This window comes from Acetobacter garciniae, from assembly GCF_017377735.1.
Lineage (GTDB): Bacteria > Pseudomonadota > Alphaproteobacteria > Acetobacterales > Acetobacteraceae > Acetobacter > Acetobacter garciniae.
The window spans coordinates 103,459-122,674 of the sequence record NZ_JAFVMH010000001.1 but is presented as its reverse complement, the minus strand read 5'-3'; the positions used below and the strand labels follow the sequence as shown (position 1 = coordinate 122,674).

Below are 19,216 nucleotides of genomic sequence, written 5' to 3'. Positions count from 1 at the left end.
ACCCCCAGGAACCCAGCCCGCGACAACCCCTTGCAAAATGGCCATTCCAGCCCCCGCGATTTCGCTGCATTGTGCTTTCCCCCGACCAGTCAGCACATAGGGCGAGTAAGGAAATTTTATTGTGACGAAACCCCTTAACCCCACTTTCGCAAACCTGCCCGTCACCATTTTCACCACCATGTCCGACCTTGCGCGCCAGCATGACGCCATCAATCTCGGCCAGGGCTTTCCCGATACGCAGGGCCCGCAGGACATGGTCCAGCTTGCAGCAGACGCGCTGCTGGACGGGCGCAACCAGTACGCGCCGCTGACCGGCCTGCCCGAACTGCGCCAGGCGGTGGCCGATGCCAGCAAGCGCTTCCAGGGCCTGATGGTGTGCGCCGATTCGGAAGTCGTGGTGACATCGGGGGCGACGGAAGCGCTGGCAGCAGCCTTCTGCGCCCTGATCGAACCGGGGGACGAGGTTGTCCTGATCGAACCCCTTTATGATACGTACCTGCCCGTCATCCGCCAGCTTGGTGGCATACCCCGCCTTGTCCGGCTGGAAGCGCCTGACTGGGCCCTCCCCCGCGCGGCCCTGGAGCAGGCGTTTTCGGATCGGACCAAAGCCATTGTGCTGAACACGCCCATGAACCCCACGGGCAAGGTGTTCACCCCCGATGAACTGGCGTTTATCGCCGATCTCATGCGCCGCCACGACAGCTACGCCATCTGCGACGAGGTGTACGAACATCTGGTGTTCGACAACGCCGCCCATGTTTCCCTGATGACGCTGCCCGACATGCGCGAGCGCTGCCTGCGCATTGGCAGCGCGGGCAAGAGCTTTTCGCTGACGGGGTGGAAGGTGGGCTACGTCGTGGCGGCCGCGCCACTGGCCGGCGTGGTGGCCAAGGCACACCAGAACCTGGTGTTCGCGACCCCGCCCAACCTGCAACGCGCCGTGGCCTTCGGGCTGAACAAGGATACGGACTACTTTACCGAACTGGCGCGCGACATGGGCCGCAAGCGCCAGATCCTGTCCGCCGGGTTGGCGGAGGCAGGCTTTGGCGTCCTGCCCAGCCAGGGCAGCTACTTTGTCATGGCGGACATCACCCCCGTGGCCGGCGGGATGGATGACGTGGCGTTCTCGCGCATGCTCAGCGAGCAGGCCCGCGTGACCACCATTCCGGCCTCGGCCTTTTATGACGCGCAAAGCGGCGAGCCACCGCGCAACCTGATCCGTTTTGCCTTTTGCAAACGCGAGGAAATCCTGATCGAGGCCGTGCTGCGGATCAAGGCGTGGAAAAACGCGCGGACATGATTTTTCTGCATGAAAAATCCATCTGCCGATTGACGGCCCAGGCTCTTTTCTCTAAACGTCCGCTTGCTGTGCGGCGGACGTAGCTCAGCTGGTAGAGCGCCGGTTTGTGGTACCGGTGGTCGCGGGTTCGAGCCCCGTCGTTCGCCCCAGCATATATTTCCTTTGAAAATCCATTTTTATAAAGCCCTTTGCGCCAGCCGGCGCCCCAGGGCCATTGCCCTGTGCCCTGTGCCCTGTGCCCTGTGCCCTGTGCCCTGTGCCCTGTGCCCTAACAAAGCTGACCACTTTGTGATAACAAGAAAAATACATTTTAAATCAATGATTTAATTTATTTTCTCACGCACATTCCTGCCCTTACACCCCTCCCTGTCCTGATTGTGAGGAGCCTGGTCGGCCATGCTGGTCTATGGTCCCCAACCCCACAGGTGCATGGGCGCAGGCATGTCCCTGCACCGAAGGAATAATAAAACTCGTCGGAGACGGATACAGTATCATGGCTAAAATCAAGGTCAAAAACCCGGTTGTGGAAATGGACGGGGATGAAATGACCCGTATCATCTGGCACTTTATCCGTGAGCGTCTTATCCTTCCCTACCTGGATATTGACCTGAAGTATTTTGACCTGGGCATCGAACATCGTGATGCCACGAACGACCAGGTTACCATTGACGCGGCGGAAGCCACCAAGCGCTATGGCGTGGGCGTGAAATGCGCCACCATCACCCCGGACGAAGCCCGCGTGAGCGAATTCGGGCTGAAGAAGATGTGGCGTTCGCCCAACGGCACCATCCGCAACATCCTCGATGGCACCATTTTCCGTGAGCCCATCATCTGCTCGAACGTGCCGCGCCTTGTGCCGCACTGGACCAAGCCCATCGTGATCGGCCGCCATGCGTACGGCGACATCTACCGCGCGGCGGAAACCAAGATCCCCGGTCCGGGCAAGGTGACGCTGAACTTCGTGCCCGAAGGCGGCGGCGAACCCATGGTGCTGGACGTGCATGACTTCAAAGGCCCCGGCGTGGCCCTTGGCATGCACAATACCCGCGCCTCGATCGAAGGCTTTGCCCGGGCGTCCCTCTCCTACGGGCGGGATCGCAAGCTGCCGGTCTATCTGTCCACCAAGAACACGATCCTCAAGGCCTATGACGGCATGTTCAAGGACGTGTTCCAGGAAGTGTACGACAAGGAATTCAAGGCCGAGTTCGAAAAACTGGGCCTGACCTACGAACACCGCCTGATCGATGACATGGTGGCCTGCGCGCTCAAGTGGCAGGGCGGCTATGTCTGGGCCTGCAAGAACTACGATGGCGACGTGCAGAGCGATATCGTGGCCCAGGGCTTCGGCAGCCTGGGGCTGATGACATCGGTCCTGCTCAACCCCACGGGCGACGTGGTGGAGGCGGAAGCCGCCCACGGCACGGTGACACGCCATTACCGCGAACACCAGAAGGGCAAGCCGACCAGCACCAACCCCATCGCCTCCATTTTCGCATGGACGCGTGGCCTGGCCTATCGTGGCCGCTTCGATGACACGCCCGATGTCGTGCATTTTGCGGAAACACTGGAAAAAGTCTGCATCGAAACCGTCGAAGGCGGGCAGATGACCAAGGACCTGGCCATTCTGGTGGGCAAGGACGCCAAATGGCTCGACACCCAGCCGTTCCTGGACGTGCTGGATGCGGGGCTGAAAAAGGCGCTCGCCCAGGGCTGAACCGGGGCCCATCCCGCCTGATCCAGCGCTGAACGACAAATTCGCCTGCGGCCCGGTACTGTTACCAGTACCATGGCCGCAGGCGTTTTTGCTTTAATAACACCACCACCCGACCCCGGTTGCGCCTGCCTGCCCACTTTTTTAAGTGGCTGTTTCAAAAGCTGGCGGCGGAGGGCCGGGTGGGGCTCCTCGCGCTCGGCTTTGCGCGCCCTTGCCTTGCGGTCTTTCCATGGGCTGGAGCATGCCGCCCCTGCGTGGGGCCTTGCGTTGGGGCGTGACTTCGCTTTAATCCCCGCAGCAGAGCAAGACAGCAGGATACCGCGCATGACCACCACGCCTACCGAAACCGATGTGGCCATTATCGGCGCTGGCCCGACAGGGCTGTTCGCCGCGTTCCAATGCGCGATGCTGCGCCTGCGCTGCGTGCTGATCGACGTGCTGCCCGAAACAGGGGGGCAATGCACCGCGCTGTATCCCGAAAAGCCGATCTACGATATTCCTGCCTGCCCGGCGGTGGAAGGCGCGCAGCTTATTGCCAACCTGGAAGCGCAGATCGCCCCCTTTCATGTGCCCCGCCTGCTCAAGCACCGGGTGGACAGCCTGAGCGGCCAACGCGGCGCCTTCACCCTTGGCATGACGCATGGTGCCGCGGCCCAGGTGAGCCTGCAGGCCAAGGCCGTCATTATCGCCGCGGGGGCCGGTGCGTTCGGCCCCAACCGCCCGCCGCTGGACGGGCTGGGCGCTTATGAGGATAGCGGTGCGGTCCAGTATTACGTGCGACGCAAGGCGGAGTTCGAAAACCGCCGGATCGTGATCGCCGGGGGGGGCGATTCCGCGCTCGACTGGGCGCTTGCCCTCAAGGATATGGCGGCCAGGCTGTACCTGGTGCATCGGCGCGACCGTTTCCGCGGCGCACCGGAAAGCCTGCGCCAGTTGGAAGAAGCGGTAAGCCAGGGACTGATCGAAAAGATCGTCCCCTATCAGCTTCATGGCCTGCATGGGACCGGCGGTGCGCTTGAGGGGGTAGAAGTCATCGACATGGACGGCAACACCCGCGTTCTGGAAGCCGACGTGCTGCTGCCGTTCTTCGGGCTGGCAACGGATCTGGGGCCGGTGGCGCGCTGGGGCATGGATACGGCGCGCGCGACCATTCCCGTAACCCCTTCCACCTGCGAGACCAGCCTGCCCGGCGTGTTCGCCATTGGTGACGTGGCCAGCTACCCCGGCAAGCTCAAGCTCATCCTGCAAGGGTTCAGCGAAGCGGCCGTTGCAGCGCACGCCCTGTATCCGATCGTACACCCCGAGCAGGCGCTGCATTTCGAATACTCGACCAGCAAGGGCGTTCCCGCAGCCTGACAGGCAGGCGCAATGGATATGGGCTTATCGCAAGCGTGTTACAGCCCCTACCCGCATGCCCCCGCTGTGATCGGCTCCCTGCTTGAACCGTCATGCCTTCTCCGCTGCCCCTGTAAAGCCCCGTTCATCACCAGCCTAGAATCTCGCGTGGCTGCCGGGCGTGTTGGACTGGCGTGATCCGGTATGGGCTGTGGGGTCTGCGCGCACCCCTGGCGGCCTGTTGGGCTCGGTGGCTCGGTGGCTCGGTGGCTCGGTGGCTCGGTGGCTCGGTGGCTCGCCTTGGAACCCGCGCGGGGCGGTTGGGCAATGCGGCCTGTGCAACCCAGGCGGCAACAGGGTTTGAGAGCAGGGGCACAGCGCGCTAGGATCGCAACAGAGTTTGTCCATCCTCTCTTAAGGATGAAACCGTGCAAGTCATCGTTCTTGGGGCCGGGGTCATCGGGGTGACGTCCGCGTGGTATCTGGCCAGGCTGGGGCACGAGGTCACCGTGATCGACCGCCAGCCCGCCCCCGCCATGGAAACCTCACGCGCGCCGGGGGGGCAGATTTTCGCCAGTATCGGCGCGTGGGGTGGTGTGGGCGGGCCGCCGCGCCAGCCGCTGGACTGGCTGCTGCACCCCGCTCGTACTGCCCTTGCCATGGGCAGGGGCATGGACCCCGCCCTGCTGCGCTGGTCGCTTATGGCGATGAAGGGCCGGAGCGCCCACGCCCATGCGGTGACACTGGCACGGCTGGCGCGGCTGGGGGCGTATAATCGCCACTGTCTCGATACGCTGCGCGACGAGACGGGCATAACCTATGACGACCGCCAAAGCGGGCATATCCAGCTTTTCCGTACCGAACGGCAGATGGCGCGGGTCCAGCCCATGCTGCGCAAGCTGGCCGATAACGGCACGGCCGTACGCCTGCTGGACATGGACGAAGTTCTGGAACACGAGCCGGGTCTGGCCCATGCCGCCGCCTTGCTGAAAGGGGGCGTTTTCCTGCCCGATGACCAGTCGGGGGATGCGTCCGTCTTTACCGCACGGCTTGCGCGCATGGCCCAGGCCAGTGGGGTGCGTTTCATGTTCGACACCGCAGTGGAAGGGCTGGACGCCGCGACAGACCGGATCATGTCCGTGCGCACCGATGCCGGGCATATGCGGGCAGACGCCTACGTGGTGGCCATGGGCAGCTACAGCCCGCTTCTGCTGCGGCCCCTGGGCCTTCGCCTGCCGGTCTACCCGGTCAAGGGCTATTCGCTCACCCTGCCTTTGACGGATGAAAGCCACGCCCCGCTGGCCACCGTGACCGATAGCGCCAATGGCGTTTCCATCACCCGGCTGGGCGGGCGCATTCGCGTGGCGGGTGGGGTCGAGATGGCCGGCTATAACCTCAGGCTGAACCCCAGGCGGCGCACAGTGCTTGAATTGTCTTTTTCGGAACTGTTCGGCGGGGGCGACCTGGCTGCCGCCACCTATTGGAGCGGGCTACGCCCCTGCACGCCCGATGGCGCACCGGTCATTGGCCCGGCGGGGGGATTTGGCAATCTGTGGCTCAATACCGGGCATGGGGGCTTCGGCTGGAGCACGGCCTGTGCCTCGGGCCAGCTGATTGCCGACCTGATCGCAGGCAGGAAGCCCGATATCCCGGCCCTGGACCTGCCGCTGAGCCGCTACGCCTGACAAAACCCGCCTGCCCGCTACCCGGGCCCCACCGCTATGCCCCCCCTGCTACCGGCCCCGAAGGCTGGCCTTCCTGCCCGTAGTCGAGCAGTCAGGGCCGCGCCCCTTCCAACAAAAAAGGGCCAGACGAAATCGCCCGGCCCCTTTGTAGTACACACTTATCCGACACATGATGCGTCACCCCGATGCGGGGTGAAGCCGCTGGCCGATTACTGGCCAGAGCCAGTCGCAGGCGCTGCCTCTTCCGTGCTTTTCTTGGTGTGCTTGCTATGCTTGGTGTGATGCTTGGCGGCTGCCTTTTCGCTTGAAGCGCTGGGCGCCTGCGGTGCGGTGGGGGCAGCAGGTGCGCTCGGCGCGGTGGGGGCGGCCGGCGCCGCCGTTTCCTGCGCGAAGGACGGGACAGCAGCGCCCAGCAGGGCAACAGTGGACAGAGCGGCAAGCAGGTGACGAGAATTCATATCCATATCTCCAATAAAACCGGTGCCGAACACCTGTCTCTATCCGCTACATGCGGCAGCAAATGGTTTCCGCCGGTTATGAATAGTCTTTACCATGGCCCTAACATGCCGTCTTGACTTAAAATTTTATCTATAGAGCACCCTTTCTCACCTACGGCCCAGACTCGCCCTATTGTGGCCACAAAGCTCTGGGCGCAAAACAAAACCGCCCCGTGGCAGGGGCGGTTTTGCTGGTATCGGGCTGTGCCAAGGGGGCGATCCGCGTTGCGTGCGCCCTGAAAAAAACAGGGGCCGCAGCCACAATGCGGACACAACCCACCCCCGATATGAAACCGGGGATGGGCCGGGAAGGCTTTAGCCTTCGGTCTTGGAGCGCTTCTTGCGTTCGTGGGGGTCCAGGTAACGCTTGCGCAGGCGAATGGCGGAGGGGGTGACTTCCACCAGTTCATCGTCCTCGATATAGGCAATGGCCTGTTCGAGCGACATACGGCGCGGCGGGGTCAGCAGCAGGGCTTCGTCCTTGCCGGAAGCGCGCATGTTCGTGAGCTTCTTTTCACGAATCGGGTTCACTTCCAGGTCGTTCTCACGCGAATGCTCGCCAATGATCATGCCCTGGTACACCGTTTCACCCGCATCCACGAACAGCGTGCCGCGATCCTGCAACGAGAACAGGGAATACTGGGTGGTGGTGCCGTCTTCGGCCGAAATCAGCGACCCGTTGCGGCGCCCTTCCACCGGACCCGCATAAGGCCCGTAATGGGAGAACAGGCGGTTCATGATACCGGTGCCGCGCGTATCGGTCAGGAATTCGCCGTGATAGCCGATCAACCCGCGTGAGGGGATGGTGAACATCAGGCGCACCTTGTCCCCGCCGGAGGGACGCATATCCTGCATCTGCCCCTTGCGCATGGACATTTTCTCGACCACGACGCCCGAATAGGGCTCATCCACGTCGATCGTGACTTCTTCGTACGGTTCCTCGCGCTCGCCCGTTTCCTCGTTATTGCGGAACAGGACGCGCGGACGGCCGATGGTCAGTTCGAAGCCTTCGCGCCGCATGGTCTCGATCAGCACGCCAAGCTGGAGTTCGCCGCGCCCCGCCACCTCGAACGCCTCGCTTTCAGGGCTGTCGGTCACGCGGATGGCGATGTTGCTTTCCGTTTCCTTGAACAGGCGGTCACGGATCTGGCGCGATGTCACCTTCTTGCCTTCGCGGCCACCCAGCGGGCCATCGTTCAGGCGGAAGGTCATGGACAGGGTCGGCGGGTCAACCGGAATGGCGACCAGGGGCGCGTCCTGCTCGGGGGCGGCAATGGTGTCGGGAATGGTGGCCTGGGACAGACCGGCCACGGCCACGATATCGCCTGCTTCCACTTCCTCGACCGCCACGCGGTCAAGCCCGCGGAAGGACAGAAGCTTGGTCAGGCGCCCGGTTTCCACCACGGAACCATCGGCGCGCAGCACCTTGACCGGCATGTTCACGCGCGCGCGGCCCTGTTCCACACGACCGGTCAGCACGCGACCCAGAAAGTTGTCGCTTTCCAGGATGGTGGCCGTCATGGCGAACGGCTTTTCCTTGTCCAGCACCGGGGCGGGCACATGGCGCAGGATCAGGTCGAACATCGGGCTCAGGTCCTTGCGGGCCCCGTCCAGCGTTTCATCCGCCCAGCCCTGGCGGCCTGATGCGAACAGCATGGGAAAGTCGAGCTGTTCGTCATTGGCGCCAAGGGCTGCGAACAGGTCGAAGATTTCGTTATGCACTTCGTCGGGGCGGGCATCGCCACGATCGATCTTGTTCACCACCACAATCGGCTTGAGACCGCGTGCAAGGGCCTTGCCGACCACGAACTTGGTCTGCGGCAGAGCACCTTCGGCCGAGTCCACCAGCACGATCGCGCCGTCCACCATGCTCAGGATACGTTCGACCTCACCGCCGAAATCGGCGTGTCCGGGCGTGTCGATGATGTTGATACGCGTATTCTGCCATACAACGGAGGTACATTTGGCGAGAATGGTAATGCCACGCTCGCGTTCCAGATCGTTGCTGTCCATCGCACGTTCGGCAACGGCCTGGTTTTCTCGGAAGGAGCCGGACTGCTTGAGCAGTTCATCAACCAGTGTCGTCTTGCCGTGGTCAACGTGGGCGATGATGGCTATATTGCGGATATCCATGAATAGACCTGATTTTTCGTGCGCGCCGGGCCACCGTCTTCTGCCAGGAAGGAGCGGCAAGGGGTCGCTGTGGTGTTTGCGTGGCGCACAGATAGCCGCCCCGGCGGGAGAATGCACGTAAAATTCTCATCTCCCCCGGCATGGGAGGCTCCAGCCCCGCCGGGTGGCAGCCTGCGGCACGGCGCGCGTGACGCATAAACGCCTACCACCCCCGAGCATCGCGCAATGGACAAATCCTGAAATCGGAATTAAGGATCATTCTCAAGTAAGGCAGTCAGGGTCGTGCTGTCCGGCCAGCCCGCTGCCCGAGCGCAGGATACAGGAAGCATGCTCCTTACCAACCTTCCCCTTCTGCACAGCGGTGTGATCGACCATGTCCAGGCCCGTTCGGCGCAGGACATGGTGGCGCGCAGGCTCAGCGAACTGGGCTTTGTGCCGGGTGAGCCCGTGCGTGTGGTGGCCCTTGGCCCCGTAGGGCACGACCCCATGGCTGTGGAAATCGGCTTCACCCGTTTCGCCCTGCGCCGGGCGGAAGCCGAACGGATCGTGCTGCGCCAGGCAGGCGCGACACCTGCCCCCTCCACCCCGCCGCTAGAGGTGGCTGCCTAGGCATGACGGTCATGCCCGCCACTCCCCCCGCGGGCGTTACCACCTTGCACGGCGTACACAATGACGCGACCGGGCAGGCGGGCGCACCCTTACGCGTGGCCCTGGTGGGCAACCCGAACTGCGGCAAGACGGCACTTTTCAACCAGTTGACCGGCAGCCGCCAGAAAGTGGCCAACTACGCAGGGGTGACGGTCGAACGCAAGGCGGGCCGCCTTGTCACCCCGGCTGGGCGCAAGGTGCAGGTGCTCGACCTGCCGGGCACCTACAGCCTGACTGCCACAAGCCCGGACGAAGCCGTAACCCGTGACGTATGCATGGGCCGCTACAAGGGCGAGCCCGCCCCCGACCTGCTGATATGCGTGATCGCGGCGACAAACCTGCGCCTGCACCTGCGCTTCGTGCTTGAACTCAAGCAACTGGGCCGCCCCATGCTGGTGGTCCTGAACATGGTGGACACGCTGGAACGCCAGGGGCTGTCGGTGGATGTGCCGCGCCTGGGGGCCGAACTTGGCCTGCCGATCGTGACCGCCGTGGGCACCCGGCGTGGGGGGGCCGCCGAACTGCTGGCAGCCCTCGACCAGCCGCTGCCCACCCCGCCCGCCCCCCTGCCCCCGACGACAGACCTGCACGCCGAAGTGCACCGCCTGCTGAATAGCTGCGTCACCCGCACACGCACCGGTCGCAAGAAGCTGGAAGACGTGCTTGACCGCTGGGTCCTGCACCCTGTGTGGGGCATGGCGATCCTGTTCGTGCTGCTGTTCATCATGTTCCAGGCCGTGTTTTCCTGGGCGCAACCGTTCATGGACGGGTTGCAAAGCCTGATGGACGGGTTTGGCGCGTTCGTGGGTTCCATCCTGCCCGAGGGCGTGCTGCGCGGCCTTGCGGTGGACGGTATTATTGCCGGGGCGGGAACGGTGATCGTGTTCCTGCCGCAGATCCTTATCCTGTTCCTGTGGATCCTGGCGCTGGAGGAATCGGGCTACCTGCCGCGTGCCGCCTTCATGCTGGACCGCCTTATGGCCTCGGCCGGGCTGAGCGGGCGTTCGTTCATTCCGCTGCTGTCCAGCTTTGCCTGCGCGGTGCCGGGCATCATGTCCACGCGCACGATCCAGAACCCGCGTGACAGGATGGTGACCATCCTGATCGCCCCGCTCATGACGTGTTCGGCCCGGCTGCCTGTCTATGCGCTGCTGATCGGCGCGTTCATTCCCCACCGGCAGGTGCTGGGCGTGTTCAACCTGCAGGGGCTGGTCCTGTTCGCCCTTTACGCGCTGGGTATTCTCAGCGCGCTGGTGGTGGCGCGTGTGCTGAAAACGGGCGAACGGGAAGAACACCCCCTGCTGCTGGAACTGCCCGACTACCGCATGCCCAGCCTGCGCAACCTGGCGCAGGAACTGTGGCAGCGCGCGCGGATTTTCCTCTCCCGCGTGGGGGGGATCATCGTCACGCTCAGCGTCATCATGTGGGCGCTATCCTCCTACCCGGCACCACCGCCGGGGGCCACTGGCCCCGCCATAGACTGGAGCCTGGCCGGGCGTATCGGGCATTTCATGCTGCCTTTGTTCCAGCCGATCGGCTTCAACTGGCAGATCTGCGTGGCGCTTATTCCCGGCCTTGCGGCGCGTGAGGTGGCAGTCAGCGCCTTGGGCACGGTGTATTCGGTGGGTGCGGCCGATACGGATACCGCCGCCAGCCTGATGCCGCTCCTGTCCTCCCAATGGAGCCTGGCGACCGCGTTGTCGCTGCTGGTGTGGTATGTCTACGCGCCGCAATGCTTTTCCACCCTGGCCGTGATCCGGCGCGAAACCGCGTCGTGGCGGATGGTGTGGGTAACGGCCCTGTATCTTTTCGCCATGGCCTATGGAGCGGCGTTCATCACCTACCATATAACAAGAATGCTGGCTGGCTGAGTAAAGCCGGTCTGAAAGGACCGTGTCATGGTTCAGGTAAGTGTCGTCTGTCTTGTTCTGGCTTTCTGCCTGCTGTACTGGCTCCAGCGGCTGGCCCCTGCCCTGACCGCACCATTATGGCGCGGGGGCGCACGCCTGCTGCCCGCCGGCGCATGGCGTGAGCAGTGCGAACAGCGCGGGCGCCTGCCGGTCAAGAGCGGCTGCGGGCAGTGCAATGGCTGCGATCGCACGGGTGGCGGCTGCCACTGACCCTGTGGGGATGTGCCTATTATAAGGCAAGAGAGCCCGTAGCTGCAGGGTGGGGGACGCATCGCATCCCCTTCTACAGGCCCGACTGATCCGACAGGATATGCGCGTGATATTGCGTCTACCACGGCGCCTCCGTGAAGCCTTGCGGCACTCGCATTATGCCGGGGCGGCACCCTGCGTGTTTACCTGAAGGCGATAGAGCGACTGCCCCGCGCACATGAACAGCCAGTCGCGCTTGGGGCCGCCAAAGGTCACGTTGGAGACACCCTGGGGCAGGCGGATACGCCCGATCAACTGGCCTTCGGGGTTGAAGACGAACACGCCGCACAGCCCCAGCGGGCCGCTGACACCGCACCAGATATTGCCGTAGACATCCGCCCGCAGCCCGTCCGGGCCCATCTGCACCCCTTCGAAGCGCATGTTGGTGAACAGCCTGGGGTTGGACAAAGGCAGTTCTTCCTTGTGCAGGTCGAAGACATGCACGGCCAGGTCGCCATCGTGACCGTAAGCCCCTTCCTGCCGCCCGGTGGAGACCACATAAAGCCGCGAAAAATCGGGCGAAAAGCAAAGCCCGTTGGGGTTGGGCAGTTGTTCCTGTGTCAGCACCACGTCGATCCGGCCCGTGGGGTCGATACGGAACGTATGGTCGGACTGGCGGCGCACCCCACCCACGGCCCCCACCAGTTCCTGCCCGACCTGCCAGCGCAGCCGCCCGCGTGGATTGGCCTCGCCCCCGGGGATGTCGGTATGGCCTTCGGCAAGGCCGGTGCCGTATCCCGGATCGGTGAACCAGATGCTGCCATCGGGATGGGCGATCACGTCGTTGGGGGAATTCAGCGGGTGGCCGTCATAATGTTCGGCCACGACCCGGGCCGAGCCGTCATGTTCCCAGCGAATGACCCGGCGCAGAAAATGCTCGCATGAAATCTGGCGGCCCTGATAATCGAACGTGTTGCCGTTGGCGTTGTAGGATTCCGGCCGGAAGAGCGTGACCTCCCCCGTTTCCCACAGGTAACGGTATTGGCGGCTTGCCACGATATCGCTGAACAGAAGGTAGCGCCCCTGCGCCGACCAGGCCGGGCCTTCCAGCCACAGGCCCTTGTCCCACACACGCTGGATGACCGCCCCGCCGTAAAGCAGGTCGCGGAAGGAACGATCCACCGCGATCACATCCGGGTCGGGCGTGTAGGATGGCGGGGCATCCGGCCCCCACTGGCGGGGGGGCAGGGTGGTGACATCGGGCGGGCGGGCGGTTTGGGGGTCGGTGGGCGCGCGCGCGGCACCGCCAAGAACCAGACCGGCGGACGCTCCCGACAACACCTTGAGCACACTCCGTCTGTCCAGCCCCTTGTGCCGAGCCTGTGCCATTGTGCCTCCTGTCCTGCATCTTGCGTATCAAAGCCGTTTCGGCCGGTTCGTGCGTCTCTCTACTCTCATAACCTGAAAAGCGCGCCCCCTGGCTACCCTTCCTCAGTTGAGTGTGACCACCCTGAGCAGATTGGTCGAGCCGCTGACGCCAAAAGGCATGCCCGCCGCGACCACGACCGAATCGCCCACAGCCCCCATGCCCGCGCGGGCCACCACGTCGCGCGCAGCCTCCACAATGCTTTCGACCGTGGTGTGGGCCGTGTGCGGCGGGCTGAGACAGGCCTGCACGCCCCAGACAAGGGCAAGGCGGCGGGCCGCCTGCAACATGGGGGTCACGCCCAGAACCGGGCAACCCGGCCGTTCGCGTGCAATGCGCAGGGCCGTGGCCCCCCGGTGCGTGTAGGCGACGATGGCGCAGGCATGCAGCGTATCGGCCACCTGCTGGACAGCGCTGGCAATGGCGTCGGCCACGTAATCCTCCGGCGCAAGGCGGGCGGCGGCCATCTGCGCGCGCCAGCCCCCGTCCTGTTCCACCCGCCACAGGATACGGTTCATGATCCGCACCGCCTCACGCGGGTATTGCCCCACAGCGGATTCGGCGGACAGCATCACCGCATCGGCCCCGTCGAACACGGCCGTCGCCACGTCCGATGCCTCCGCCCTTGTGGGGGTGGGAGCGTTGATCATGCTCTCGAGCATCTGGGTGGCCACCACCACGGGCTTGCCCAGGCGCCGGGCTTCGCGGATGATGCGTTTCTGGATCAGCGGCACACTCTCGGGCGGGAGTTCCACGCCCAGATCGCCGCGCGCGACCATCACCGCATCGGCCAGTTCCAGGATGGGGGCCAGGTTTTCGACCGCCTGGGGTTTTTCCAGCTTGGCCAGCAGCGACGCGCGTTCGCCAATCAATGCACGCGCCTCGATCAGGTCCTGCGGCCTCTGCACGAAGGACAGGGCGATATAGTCCACCCCCAGTTCCAGCGCGAAGGCAAGGTCCGCCTTGTCCTTTGCCGTCAGGGCGGGAATGGGCAGGGTGACATCGGGCACGTTCACGCCCTTGTGGTCCGATAGCGGGCCGCCGACCTCCACCCGCGTGCGCAGCCAGCCGGGGCCGGTTTCCTCCACCACCACAGCCAGCTTGCCGTCATCCATCAAAAGGCGGCTGCCCGGCACTGCAACGGCAATGATCTCGGGGTGCGGCAGGCAGACGCGCGTGGCATCCCCCGGGCTGTCCGACAGGTCGAGACGGAAGGACGCACCGGGCACAAGCACGACCCGGCCACCGGCAAAATTACCCACCCGCAGCTTGGGGCCCTGCATGTCGGCCAGAATACCGATCGGGCGGCCCAGTTCGGCCTCTATGCGCCGCACCAGCGCATGGCGGGCGGCATGGTCCTGATGCGTCCCGTGCGAGAAATTGAAGCGAAACACATCCGCCCCGGCAAGGGCAAGGTCACGGATGGTGTCGTAATCCGACGAAGCGGGGCCCAGGGTCGCGACGATCTTGGTGCGGCAACTGGCCCCCTGCGCAATGGCGGGGTCCGGGGCGGTGGAGGCCTGAACTTGCGGTGGCGGCCCGGCAGGGGGCCGGGCCTGCGGCGTGGGGGCGACCGGTGGCGGGATGGTTGGCATGATCCTGTCCTTTCTCCACATGCGGGCCGGGAGGGAGGCCGGGAATGCCGACCCGCTATGACGGGCCGATCGTCTCCTGCGCGTCCACACCCCAGATTGCCTGGCGGGGTACCCAGCCGCCATATTGTCGCACCGACACGCGGCACCAGCCCGCCCCGGCCGGGCATTCCTTGATGGAGCCGACCGTACCGGGCTTGAGCACGGCGACAATTGCACTGTCATTGCTCGCGCTGGCCCGCAGCATGACGGCCCCGCTGACCCTGGCTGCTTCTTCAGGTGTTGCGACGGTTCCTTCCTCGCGGCTGTCCATATGCCCCGCCCCGCCGATCCTGTCCCCGTTCTGGTCGGACTTGACGGGTATGGGCGCGTCACTTCCCGGTGGTTCGCCCGGCACCAGGAAATCGCGCCCGCCCGCCAGTGTCGCCTGCTGCACCCAGCCTTTCTGCCCGCTCTGGTCTTCCACCAGGCGCCAGACATCGAACTCACGCTCGACCTGCACGGGCAGGCCACGCCGATGATAGACCCACAATATGGGAAAACGCCGCCCGGGGCCCGCGCGCATATTCACCTCATCCGCCCGCAGGGAAGCATAGCGCGGCAAGGGCAGGCCCGTGACCGTGCCCTTGGACAGGTCGGGCTGGGCTACCGGCGGCTGGGCCGCATCGGGTGCGGGGGCGGCAGCGGCAGCGGCCGCACCTGCTGCGGCAACCCCCGCCGCCGCAGCCCCTGTCGCAACCGGCGCATGGTGGTGGGCCGTGGCCACGCCATGGGCATGTTTTTTATGCGCACCGTTATGGGCACCCGCCTTGTGGGCCGCGCCTGTCGCGGGATGGGTCTTGGCCTTGCGCGCCGCAGCCGCCTTGGCATGGGCCGACGTACCGGCCGCCGGCTTGGCCCCCGCGGATGTAGCCGCCGCATGCGCGTGGTGATGGTGCTTGTGCTTGGCGGTGGTAGCCGATGTTGTGGTGGCCGTCGTCGTGGTTGCGGCCAGGGCCGGGGCCCCGGACAACAGCACCCCCACACCTGCCGCACAGGCAGGTACCCGAAGCGGCGATGAGGCAATGCGCCCGAGCAGGGAAAAGCGAATGATCGTCATGCCTGCATCCCTGCCAAGAGAGCGCGCGCGGAGCAAGAGGCTCTGCCACGCTGTATAAAGGAAAACGCACGCCCCCTGGCATCGTGCGTGCCGGGACCGCGCAAAAACCCGCACAAAATCCGTGCTCGGGCGCGCAATAGGCCCCTAGAACACCAACTGGCGGGCATGGGCGGCGCGGTCCATAAAACTGGGCAGGCCCACGCAGGCGACCCCGTCCAGCAGGCTTGCGGGGTGCAGACGGGCTGCCTTCATGCCGGAGTCGCACACCATCAGGCAGGCCCCCATTTCCACCACCGCGTCACGCAGTTCGGCCAGCCCCGCCACACCAGCGCGGGCCCGCTGGGCCTCCCCTTCCCCAAAGCCCGCAACGCCGCCCCAGTCCCGGCTGAAGGCGGCCACACCCGCGCCCATGCCAAACACAATGACATCCTGCCCCAGGGCGGCAGCGGTTGCCGCCAGCATGAAGGCTGCATGCAGGCGTTCGTACCCGTTTTCGACCACCACAAGGGCCAGGCCGCGGGGGGGCAGATCAGCCTGCATCGTCGCATTCCCGCGCAAGGGACCCGCAGACGGGACATGACGGATCGCGCGCCAGGGCAATTTCGGAAAAACGCATTTGCAGGGCGTCCCACATCAGCAGCCTGCCCTGCATGGACCGGCCGATACCCGTGATTTCCTTGATCGCCTCGGTAGCCTGCAAGGTGCCCATGACACCCGTCACCGCCCCCAGCACGCCCGTATTGCCGCAGCTTTGGGCGTCTATTTCGCCCTGATCGGGGTAGAGGCAATGGTAACACGGCCCGCCCAGCCAGGGACGGAAGGTGGAAAGCTGTCCGCCGAAACGCTGCACCGCCGCTGAAACCAGCGGCCTGGCCGCCCGCGCGCAGGCGGCATTCACAACATAGCGGGTGGTGAAATTATCGCTGCCGTCGCAGACCAGATCGTAACGGGCGACAAGGTCCGGGGCCGTGCTGTCGTCTAGGCGCGTATCCCACGCCTCCACCACGATTTCGGGATTGAGGGCGGCCAGCCGCGCCTGGGCAGACGCGACCTTCTTCTGCCCGACGGAGGCCGTGGCATGCACCACCTGGCGTTGCAGGTTGGACAGTTCCACCACGTCGTCATCCACAAGGCCGATTCGGCCCACGCCGGCTGCGGCCAGGTACAGGGCGACGGGAGAGCCCAGCCCCCCGGCCCCGACAACCAGCACCGATGCGCCCTTGAGCGCCATCTGCCCTGTCCCGCCGACTTCACCCAGCAGGATATGGCGCGAATAACGCTGAATTTCGTCTTCGGACAGATCAATATCCATACGCCGTGTCCTTGCTGCCGGGCTCTTGCCCTGGGGGAGCCTGCCATGGGCACCGCAACAGGTCAGCACCCGCGCGGCCAGGGCCGATCGCCTTGGGGTAGCCCCGCACGCCTGCAAGGTGAAGATAAAATTCCACGCGCCCCGCCCCTGGCAGGAAACCGGCAGGCTCTCTCGACGTCATAATTTTGTAATAACACAATCGAGATCGGATGTTACTATGCATAGCTCATCTGCGTTTGCTATAGGAAGTATCGCTCTCTTCGCATAGGAGGAATGCTCTCATGGCAAGCATTGCCGAATCCGGGGCCATGAACAGCCCCGCCGATCTGACACCACGCCGGACCAGCCAGGCCACGGCTGGCCAGACCGCGCGCCGCCTGTGCATTCTTTCAGCAACCCTGGCGTGCGGGCTTTATCTGGCATCCCCTTTCATGACACTGCTTTCGGTCGCATCCGATCTGCGCAGCCATGACATGGTCTCCCTGGGCCATGTCATCAACTGGGGGAGCCTGGACGCCTCGATCAAGAAACAGGCGTTGAACGGGCTGCATATGCTCTCCGAACCGCCAGCGGACGAACTGCCGGAATTCGGGTCTTCCTTCGCGGGGGCGGCTGTCTCCAACGCGGTGGATACGTCTGTCAACCAGGCCAACCTTGGCACGCTGGTGGATCAGGCGCTGCTTGAAACCGCCGGGCCCACCCGCCCTTCGCTCCTGTCGGTCGCGGCCGTGGCGTCGCGCACGACCGTGCGTTTCACCCGGCCGGACGAATTCGTGGCCGCAGTTCCTTTGCCCGGCCATGAACATGACACGCCGCTGCGCATCCAGATGCGGATCGAAGGATGGCACTGGAAAATAACCGCGGTGGAATTCCCCGTCTCACGCGGGACAGTGGTGCAGGCCGCAACCGCGCCACATAATGCCTGAAAAGCGATAACCTTGCCGCCCGAGCCCACGCCCCATTGCACGGCGTGCGGCATTCTGGCGCAGGGTGCCTGCAGGACGGCAGGCCAGATCAGGCGAGCGCTGAATATTTTCACATATCAAACAGGCCGATTGCGGCCACGCTCAAGGGCATAAGGCGCAGGGGTCGCGCACCTGGCTTTTGGTGCATTCCCCATTTTGCACGGCAGGTCATTGCGGCCACGCCCCTTTGGGTGGCAGGCGTGCCCATGCCTGCGGCAAGGGCAGCAGCCCCGCACGCCGTAGCGCTTATTTGGCGGGGGGGAGATCTTCTTCCAGAACGACCATGTTGACGGCGTAGGAAACATCACCGTCCTCATCGTCACGGTGGATCGTGCCGATGACCTCGCCATTGACTGCCAGTTCGACCGACATGCCCGAACGCGGCGCGGGGTTGACGGTCAGGTCCTTGGCACCCAGCAGGCGGCGCAATGCGGTCTGCAGGCGGGCAATTTCCGAGGTCGAAAGAGTAGCGCTCATAAAATCCATTCCTTACGGAGCCAAAAACGGTGTCCGACACAGGCCTGCGCACAGGCAGGCCCCCGCGTGCAGGGGCCGGGCAAGTCAGGGTGTGTCGGCCATTTTCCAATCTGTCCCGCACGCTATAGGCCAACTCCCGCAACTGCCGCAACCTTTCCGCAGCGCCGCCCTTTCGCCGCCACTTTCCCCCTGTCCAGTGGCCTGGAGGGTGCATTGGAAATCAACGCTGGAGGGCCGGGAAGGATTGCAGGGACCGAACAGGCGGATTGAAGGCCTTCCGGGTCTGGGCATTGGAGCAACGCCCACGCCGCAAGCCCTGGATGAAAATCCGTCCTGCCCCCTGCGTCCGACGTTTCGCGTGCTCCCATACATTGGAAGAGAGACCGGCCTTGCCAAGCGCGCGTATTTTTTTAATTGCCGGATTGTTCAGCGTGGCGGGCGGGTCATGCCTGCTGGCGACACAGGGCCCCCATCCTGTAGCGCCGCCCCACAAGACCGGCACAACGCAGGTGCTGGGCATGATCGCCCATGACGGTGCGACGCGGACCGCGCAAACCCTGTCACGCCGCCGCCAGTGGAAGGAGATCGTGCTGGGGCTTTCCACCGGCCAGCGCGATGCGGAACGGGCCCTCTCCCTCCTGCTGCCCAAGGCCGACGCGCCAACGGCAGCCCTGCTGCGCCTGAGCATGAAGGCGGCCCTGCCCTATCAGGCGCAGACGGTGCTGAGCACCTTGCGCGATTCGGCTTCGTCCCTCGGCGATACGCGCGCCATCTGTTCGACCCGGGGCATGGATACCGCATGGCGGATCAGCGCCCGCAAGGCCGTGGCGTCTGTCCATGACTGGGGGCTGCGCATGCGGGTAAAAACGTGCCTGAACAGCCTGGCAGAAAGTTAATGCGCGGCTAAGCGCAATATTTCTCCGATCCCGTTCAT

The 19,216-nt window shown here is 64.6% G+C and carries 17 protein-coding genes and 1 tRNA gene; 10 read left to right on the top strand and 8 right to left on the bottom strand.

Going from position 1 to position 19,216, the window contains the following annotated elements; all coding sequences use genetic code 11:
• Positions 1–121: 121 nt before the first annotated feature.
• From J2D77_RS00565 to J2D77_RS00545, 5 genes are all read left to right on the top strand, one after another.
• Positions 122–1,300: an aminotransferase gene (locus J2D77_RS00565; RefSeq protein ID WP_207844074.1), complete on the top strand. Its 1,179-nt coding sequence runs from the start codon at positions 122–124 to the stop codon at positions 1,298–1,300.
• A 73-nt stretch (positions 1,301–1,373) separates the two neighbouring features.
• Positions 1,374–1,449: transfer RNA gene (locus tag J2D77_RS00560), tRNA-His, on the top strand.
• 344 nt (positions 1,450–1,793) lie between these two features.
• Positions 1,794–3,014: an NADP-dependent isocitrate dehydrogenase gene (locus tag J2D77_RS00555; protein WP_207844072.1), complete on the top strand. Its 1,221-nt coding sequence runs from the start codon at positions 1,794–1,796 to the stop codon at positions 3,012–3,014.
• Between the two features lie 324 nt (positions 3,015–3,338).
• Positions 3,339–4,370, top strand: a complete 1,032-nt coding sequence (locus tag J2D77_RS00550; RefSeq protein ID WP_207844070.1) for an NAD(P)/FAD-dependent oxidoreductase — start codon at positions 3,339–3,341, stop codon at positions 4,368–4,370.
• A gap of 407 nt (positions 4,371–4,777) precedes the next feature.
• Positions 4,778–6,034: a D-amino acid dehydrogenase gene (locus J2D77_RS00545; RefSeq protein WP_207844069.1), complete on the top strand. Its 1,257-nt coding sequence runs from the start codon at positions 4,778–4,780 to the stop codon at positions 6,032–6,034.
• A gap of 209 nt (positions 6,035–6,243) precedes the next feature.
• Here the strand turns inward: J2D77_RS00545 and J2D77_RS00540 are convergent, their stop codons facing one another.
• A complete protein-coding gene (locus J2D77_RS00540) occupies positions 6,244–6,492 on the bottom strand; it encodes a hypothetical protein (protein WP_207845030.1) in 249 nt (82 codons plus the stop codon).
• 354 nt (positions 6,493–6,846) lie between these two features.
• The gene (typA, locus tag J2D77_RS00535) at positions 6,847–8,664 is read right to left on the bottom strand and encodes a translational GTPase TypA (protein ID WP_207844067.1); all 1,818 of its coding nucleotides are present in this window, start codon (positions 8,662–8,664) and stop codon (positions 6,847–6,849) included.
• A gap of 327 nt (positions 8,665–8,991) precedes the next feature.
• Here typA and J2D77_RS00530 point away from each other — a divergent pair, with 327 nt between their 5' ends.
• Genes J2D77_RS00530 through J2D77_RS00520 form a run of 3 tightly spaced genes read left to right on the top strand, consistent with a single transcriptional unit; the run spans position 8,992 to position 11,432 of the window.
• Positions 8,992–9,273: a FeoA family protein gene (locus J2D77_RS00530; RefSeq protein ID WP_207844065.1), complete on the top strand. Its 282-nt coding sequence runs from the start codon at positions 8,992–8,994 to the stop codon at positions 9,271–9,273.
• A gap of 11 nt (positions 9,274–9,284) precedes the next feature.
• Positions 9,285–11,183 carry a ferrous iron transporter B gene (gene feoB / locus J2D77_RS00525; protein ID WP_207844063.1) on the top strand — a complete coding sequence of 633 codons (1,899 nt, stop codon included), beginning with the start codon at positions 9,285–9,287 and terminating at the stop codon, positions 11,181–11,183.
• A 27-nt stretch (positions 11,184–11,210) separates the two neighbouring features.
• The gene (locus J2D77_RS00520) at positions 11,211–11,432 is read left to right on the top strand and encodes a hypothetical protein (protein WP_207844061.1); all 222 of its coding nucleotides are present in this window, start codon (positions 11,211–11,213) and stop codon (positions 11,430–11,432) included.
• A gap of 156 nt (positions 11,433–11,588) precedes the next feature.
• Here the strand turns inward: J2D77_RS00520 and J2D77_RS00515 are convergent, their stop codons facing one another.
• From J2D77_RS00515 to J2D77_RS00495, 5 genes are all read right to left on the bottom strand, one after another.
• A complete protein-coding gene (locus tag J2D77_RS00515) occupies positions 11,589–12,800 on the bottom strand; it encodes an SMP-30/gluconolactonase/LRE family protein (protein WP_207844059.1) in 1,212 nt (403 codons plus the stop codon).
• Between the two features lie 102 nt (positions 12,801–12,902).
• Positions 12,903–14,432, bottom strand: coding sequence for a pyruvate kinase (gene pyk, locus J2D77_RS00510; protein WP_207844057.1), 1,530 nt, complete (start codon positions 14,430–14,432; stop codon positions 12,903–12,905).
• 55 nt (positions 14,433–14,487) lie between these two features.
• Positions 14,488–15,528, bottom strand: a complete 1,041-nt coding sequence (locus tag J2D77_RS00505; protein ID WP_207844054.1) for an SH3 domain-containing protein — start codon at positions 15,526–15,528, stop codon at positions 14,488–14,490.
• Between the two features lie 144 nt (positions 15,529–15,672).
• Positions 15,673–16,068 carry a DsrE family protein gene (locus J2D77_RS00500; protein WP_207844052.1) on the bottom strand — a complete coding sequence of 132 codons (396 nt, stop codon included), beginning with the start codon at positions 16,066–16,068 and terminating at the stop codon, positions 15,673–15,675.
• A complete protein-coding gene (locus tag J2D77_RS00495) occupies positions 16,058–16,840 on the bottom strand; it encodes a HesA/MoeB/ThiF family protein (RefSeq protein WP_207844050.1) in 783 nt (260 codons plus the stop codon). The genes J2D77_RS00500 and J2D77_RS00495 overlap by 11 nt, the downstream gene beginning before the upstream one ends.
• Before the next feature lie 281 nt (positions 16,841–17,121).
• On the opposite strand from J2D77_RS00495, the gene J2D77_RS00490 reads away from it, so the two are divergent.
• The gene (locus J2D77_RS00490; RefSeq protein WP_230975377.1) at positions 17,122–17,766 is read left to right on the top strand and encodes a DUF2939 domain-containing protein; all 645 of its coding nucleotides are present in this window, start codon (positions 17,122–17,124) and stop codon (positions 17,764–17,766) included.
• Positions 17,767–18,051: 285 nt separating this feature from the next.
• Here J2D77_RS00490 and J2D77_RS00485 read toward each other — a convergent pair whose 3' ends face one another.
• Positions 18,052–18,282, bottom strand: a complete 231-nt coding sequence (locus tag J2D77_RS00485) for a DUF3126 family protein (protein WP_207844048.1) — start codon at positions 18,280–18,282, stop codon at positions 18,052–18,054.
• A gap of 389 nt (positions 18,283–18,671) precedes the next feature.
• Between J2D77_RS00485 and J2D77_RS00480 the strand changes: the two genes are divergently transcribed.
• On the top strand, positions 18,672–19,178 hold the full coding sequence (locus J2D77_RS00480; RefSeq protein ID WP_207844046.1) for a hypothetical protein: 507 nt from the start codon (positions 18,672–18,674) through the stop codon (positions 19,176–19,178).
• Positions 19,179–19,216 lie beyond the last annotated feature (38 nt).

What these genes read in the sequence shown, in the direction of transcription:
- J2D77_RS00540 (WP_207845030.1), bottom strand. Translation starts at nt 6,492, where the DNA reads ATGAATTCTCGTCACCTGCTTGCCGCTCTGTCCACTGTTGCCCTGCTG.
- J2D77_RS00555 (WP_207844072.1), top strand. Translation starts at nt 1,794, where the DNA reads ATGGCTAAAATCAAGGTCAAAAACCCGGTTGTGGAAATGGACGGGGAT.
- J2D77_RS00500 (WP_207844052.1), bottom strand. Translation starts at nt 16,068, where the DNA reads ATGCAGGCTGATCTGCCCCCCCGCGGCCTGGCCCTTGTGGTGGTCGAA.
- typA (WP_207844067.1), bottom strand. Translation starts at nt 8,664, where the DNA reads ATGGATATCCGCAATATAGCCATCATCGCCCACGTTGACCACGGCAAG.
- J2D77_RS00520 (WP_207844061.1), top strand. Translation starts at nt 11,211, where the DNA reads ATGGTTCAGGTAAGTGTCGTCTGTCTTGTTCTGGCTTTCTGCCTGCTG.
- J2D77_RS00485 (WP_207844048.1), bottom strand. Translation starts at nt 18,282, where the DNA reads ATGAGCGCTACTCTTTCGACCTCGGAAATTGCCCGCCTGCAGACCGCA.
- J2D77_RS00515 (WP_207844059.1), bottom strand. Translation starts at nt 12,800, where the DNA reads ATGGCACAGGCTCGGCACAAGGGGCTGGACAGACGGAGTGTGCTCAAG.
- J2D77_RS00490 (WP_230975377.1), top strand. Translation starts at nt 17,122, where the DNA reads ATGGCAAGCATTGCCGAATCCGGGGCCATGAACAGCCCCGCCGATCTG.
- pyk (WP_207844057.1), bottom strand. Translation starts at nt 14,432, where the DNA reads ATGCCAACCATCCCGCCACCGGTCGCCCCCACGCCGCAGGCCCGGCCC.
- J2D77_RS00550 (WP_207844070.1), top strand. Translation starts at nt 3,339, where the DNA reads ATGACCACCACGCCTACCGAAACCGATGTGGCCATTATCGGCGCTGGC.
- J2D77_RS00505 (WP_207844054.1), bottom strand. Translation starts at nt 15,528, where the DNA reads ATGACGATCATTCGCTTTTCCCTGCTCGGGCGCATTGCCTCATCGCCG.
- J2D77_RS00495 (WP_207844050.1), bottom strand. Translation starts at nt 16,840, where the DNA reads ATGGATATTGATCTGTCCGAAGACGAAATTCAGCGTTATTCGCGCCAT.
- feoB (WP_207844063.1), top strand. Translation starts at nt 9,285, where the DNA reads ATGCCCGCCACTCCCCCCGCGGGCGTTACCACCTTGCACGGCGTACAC.
- J2D77_RS00530 (WP_207844065.1), top strand. Translation starts at nt 8,992, where the DNA reads ATGCTCCTTACCAACCTTCCCCTTCTGCACAGCGGTGTGATCGACCAT.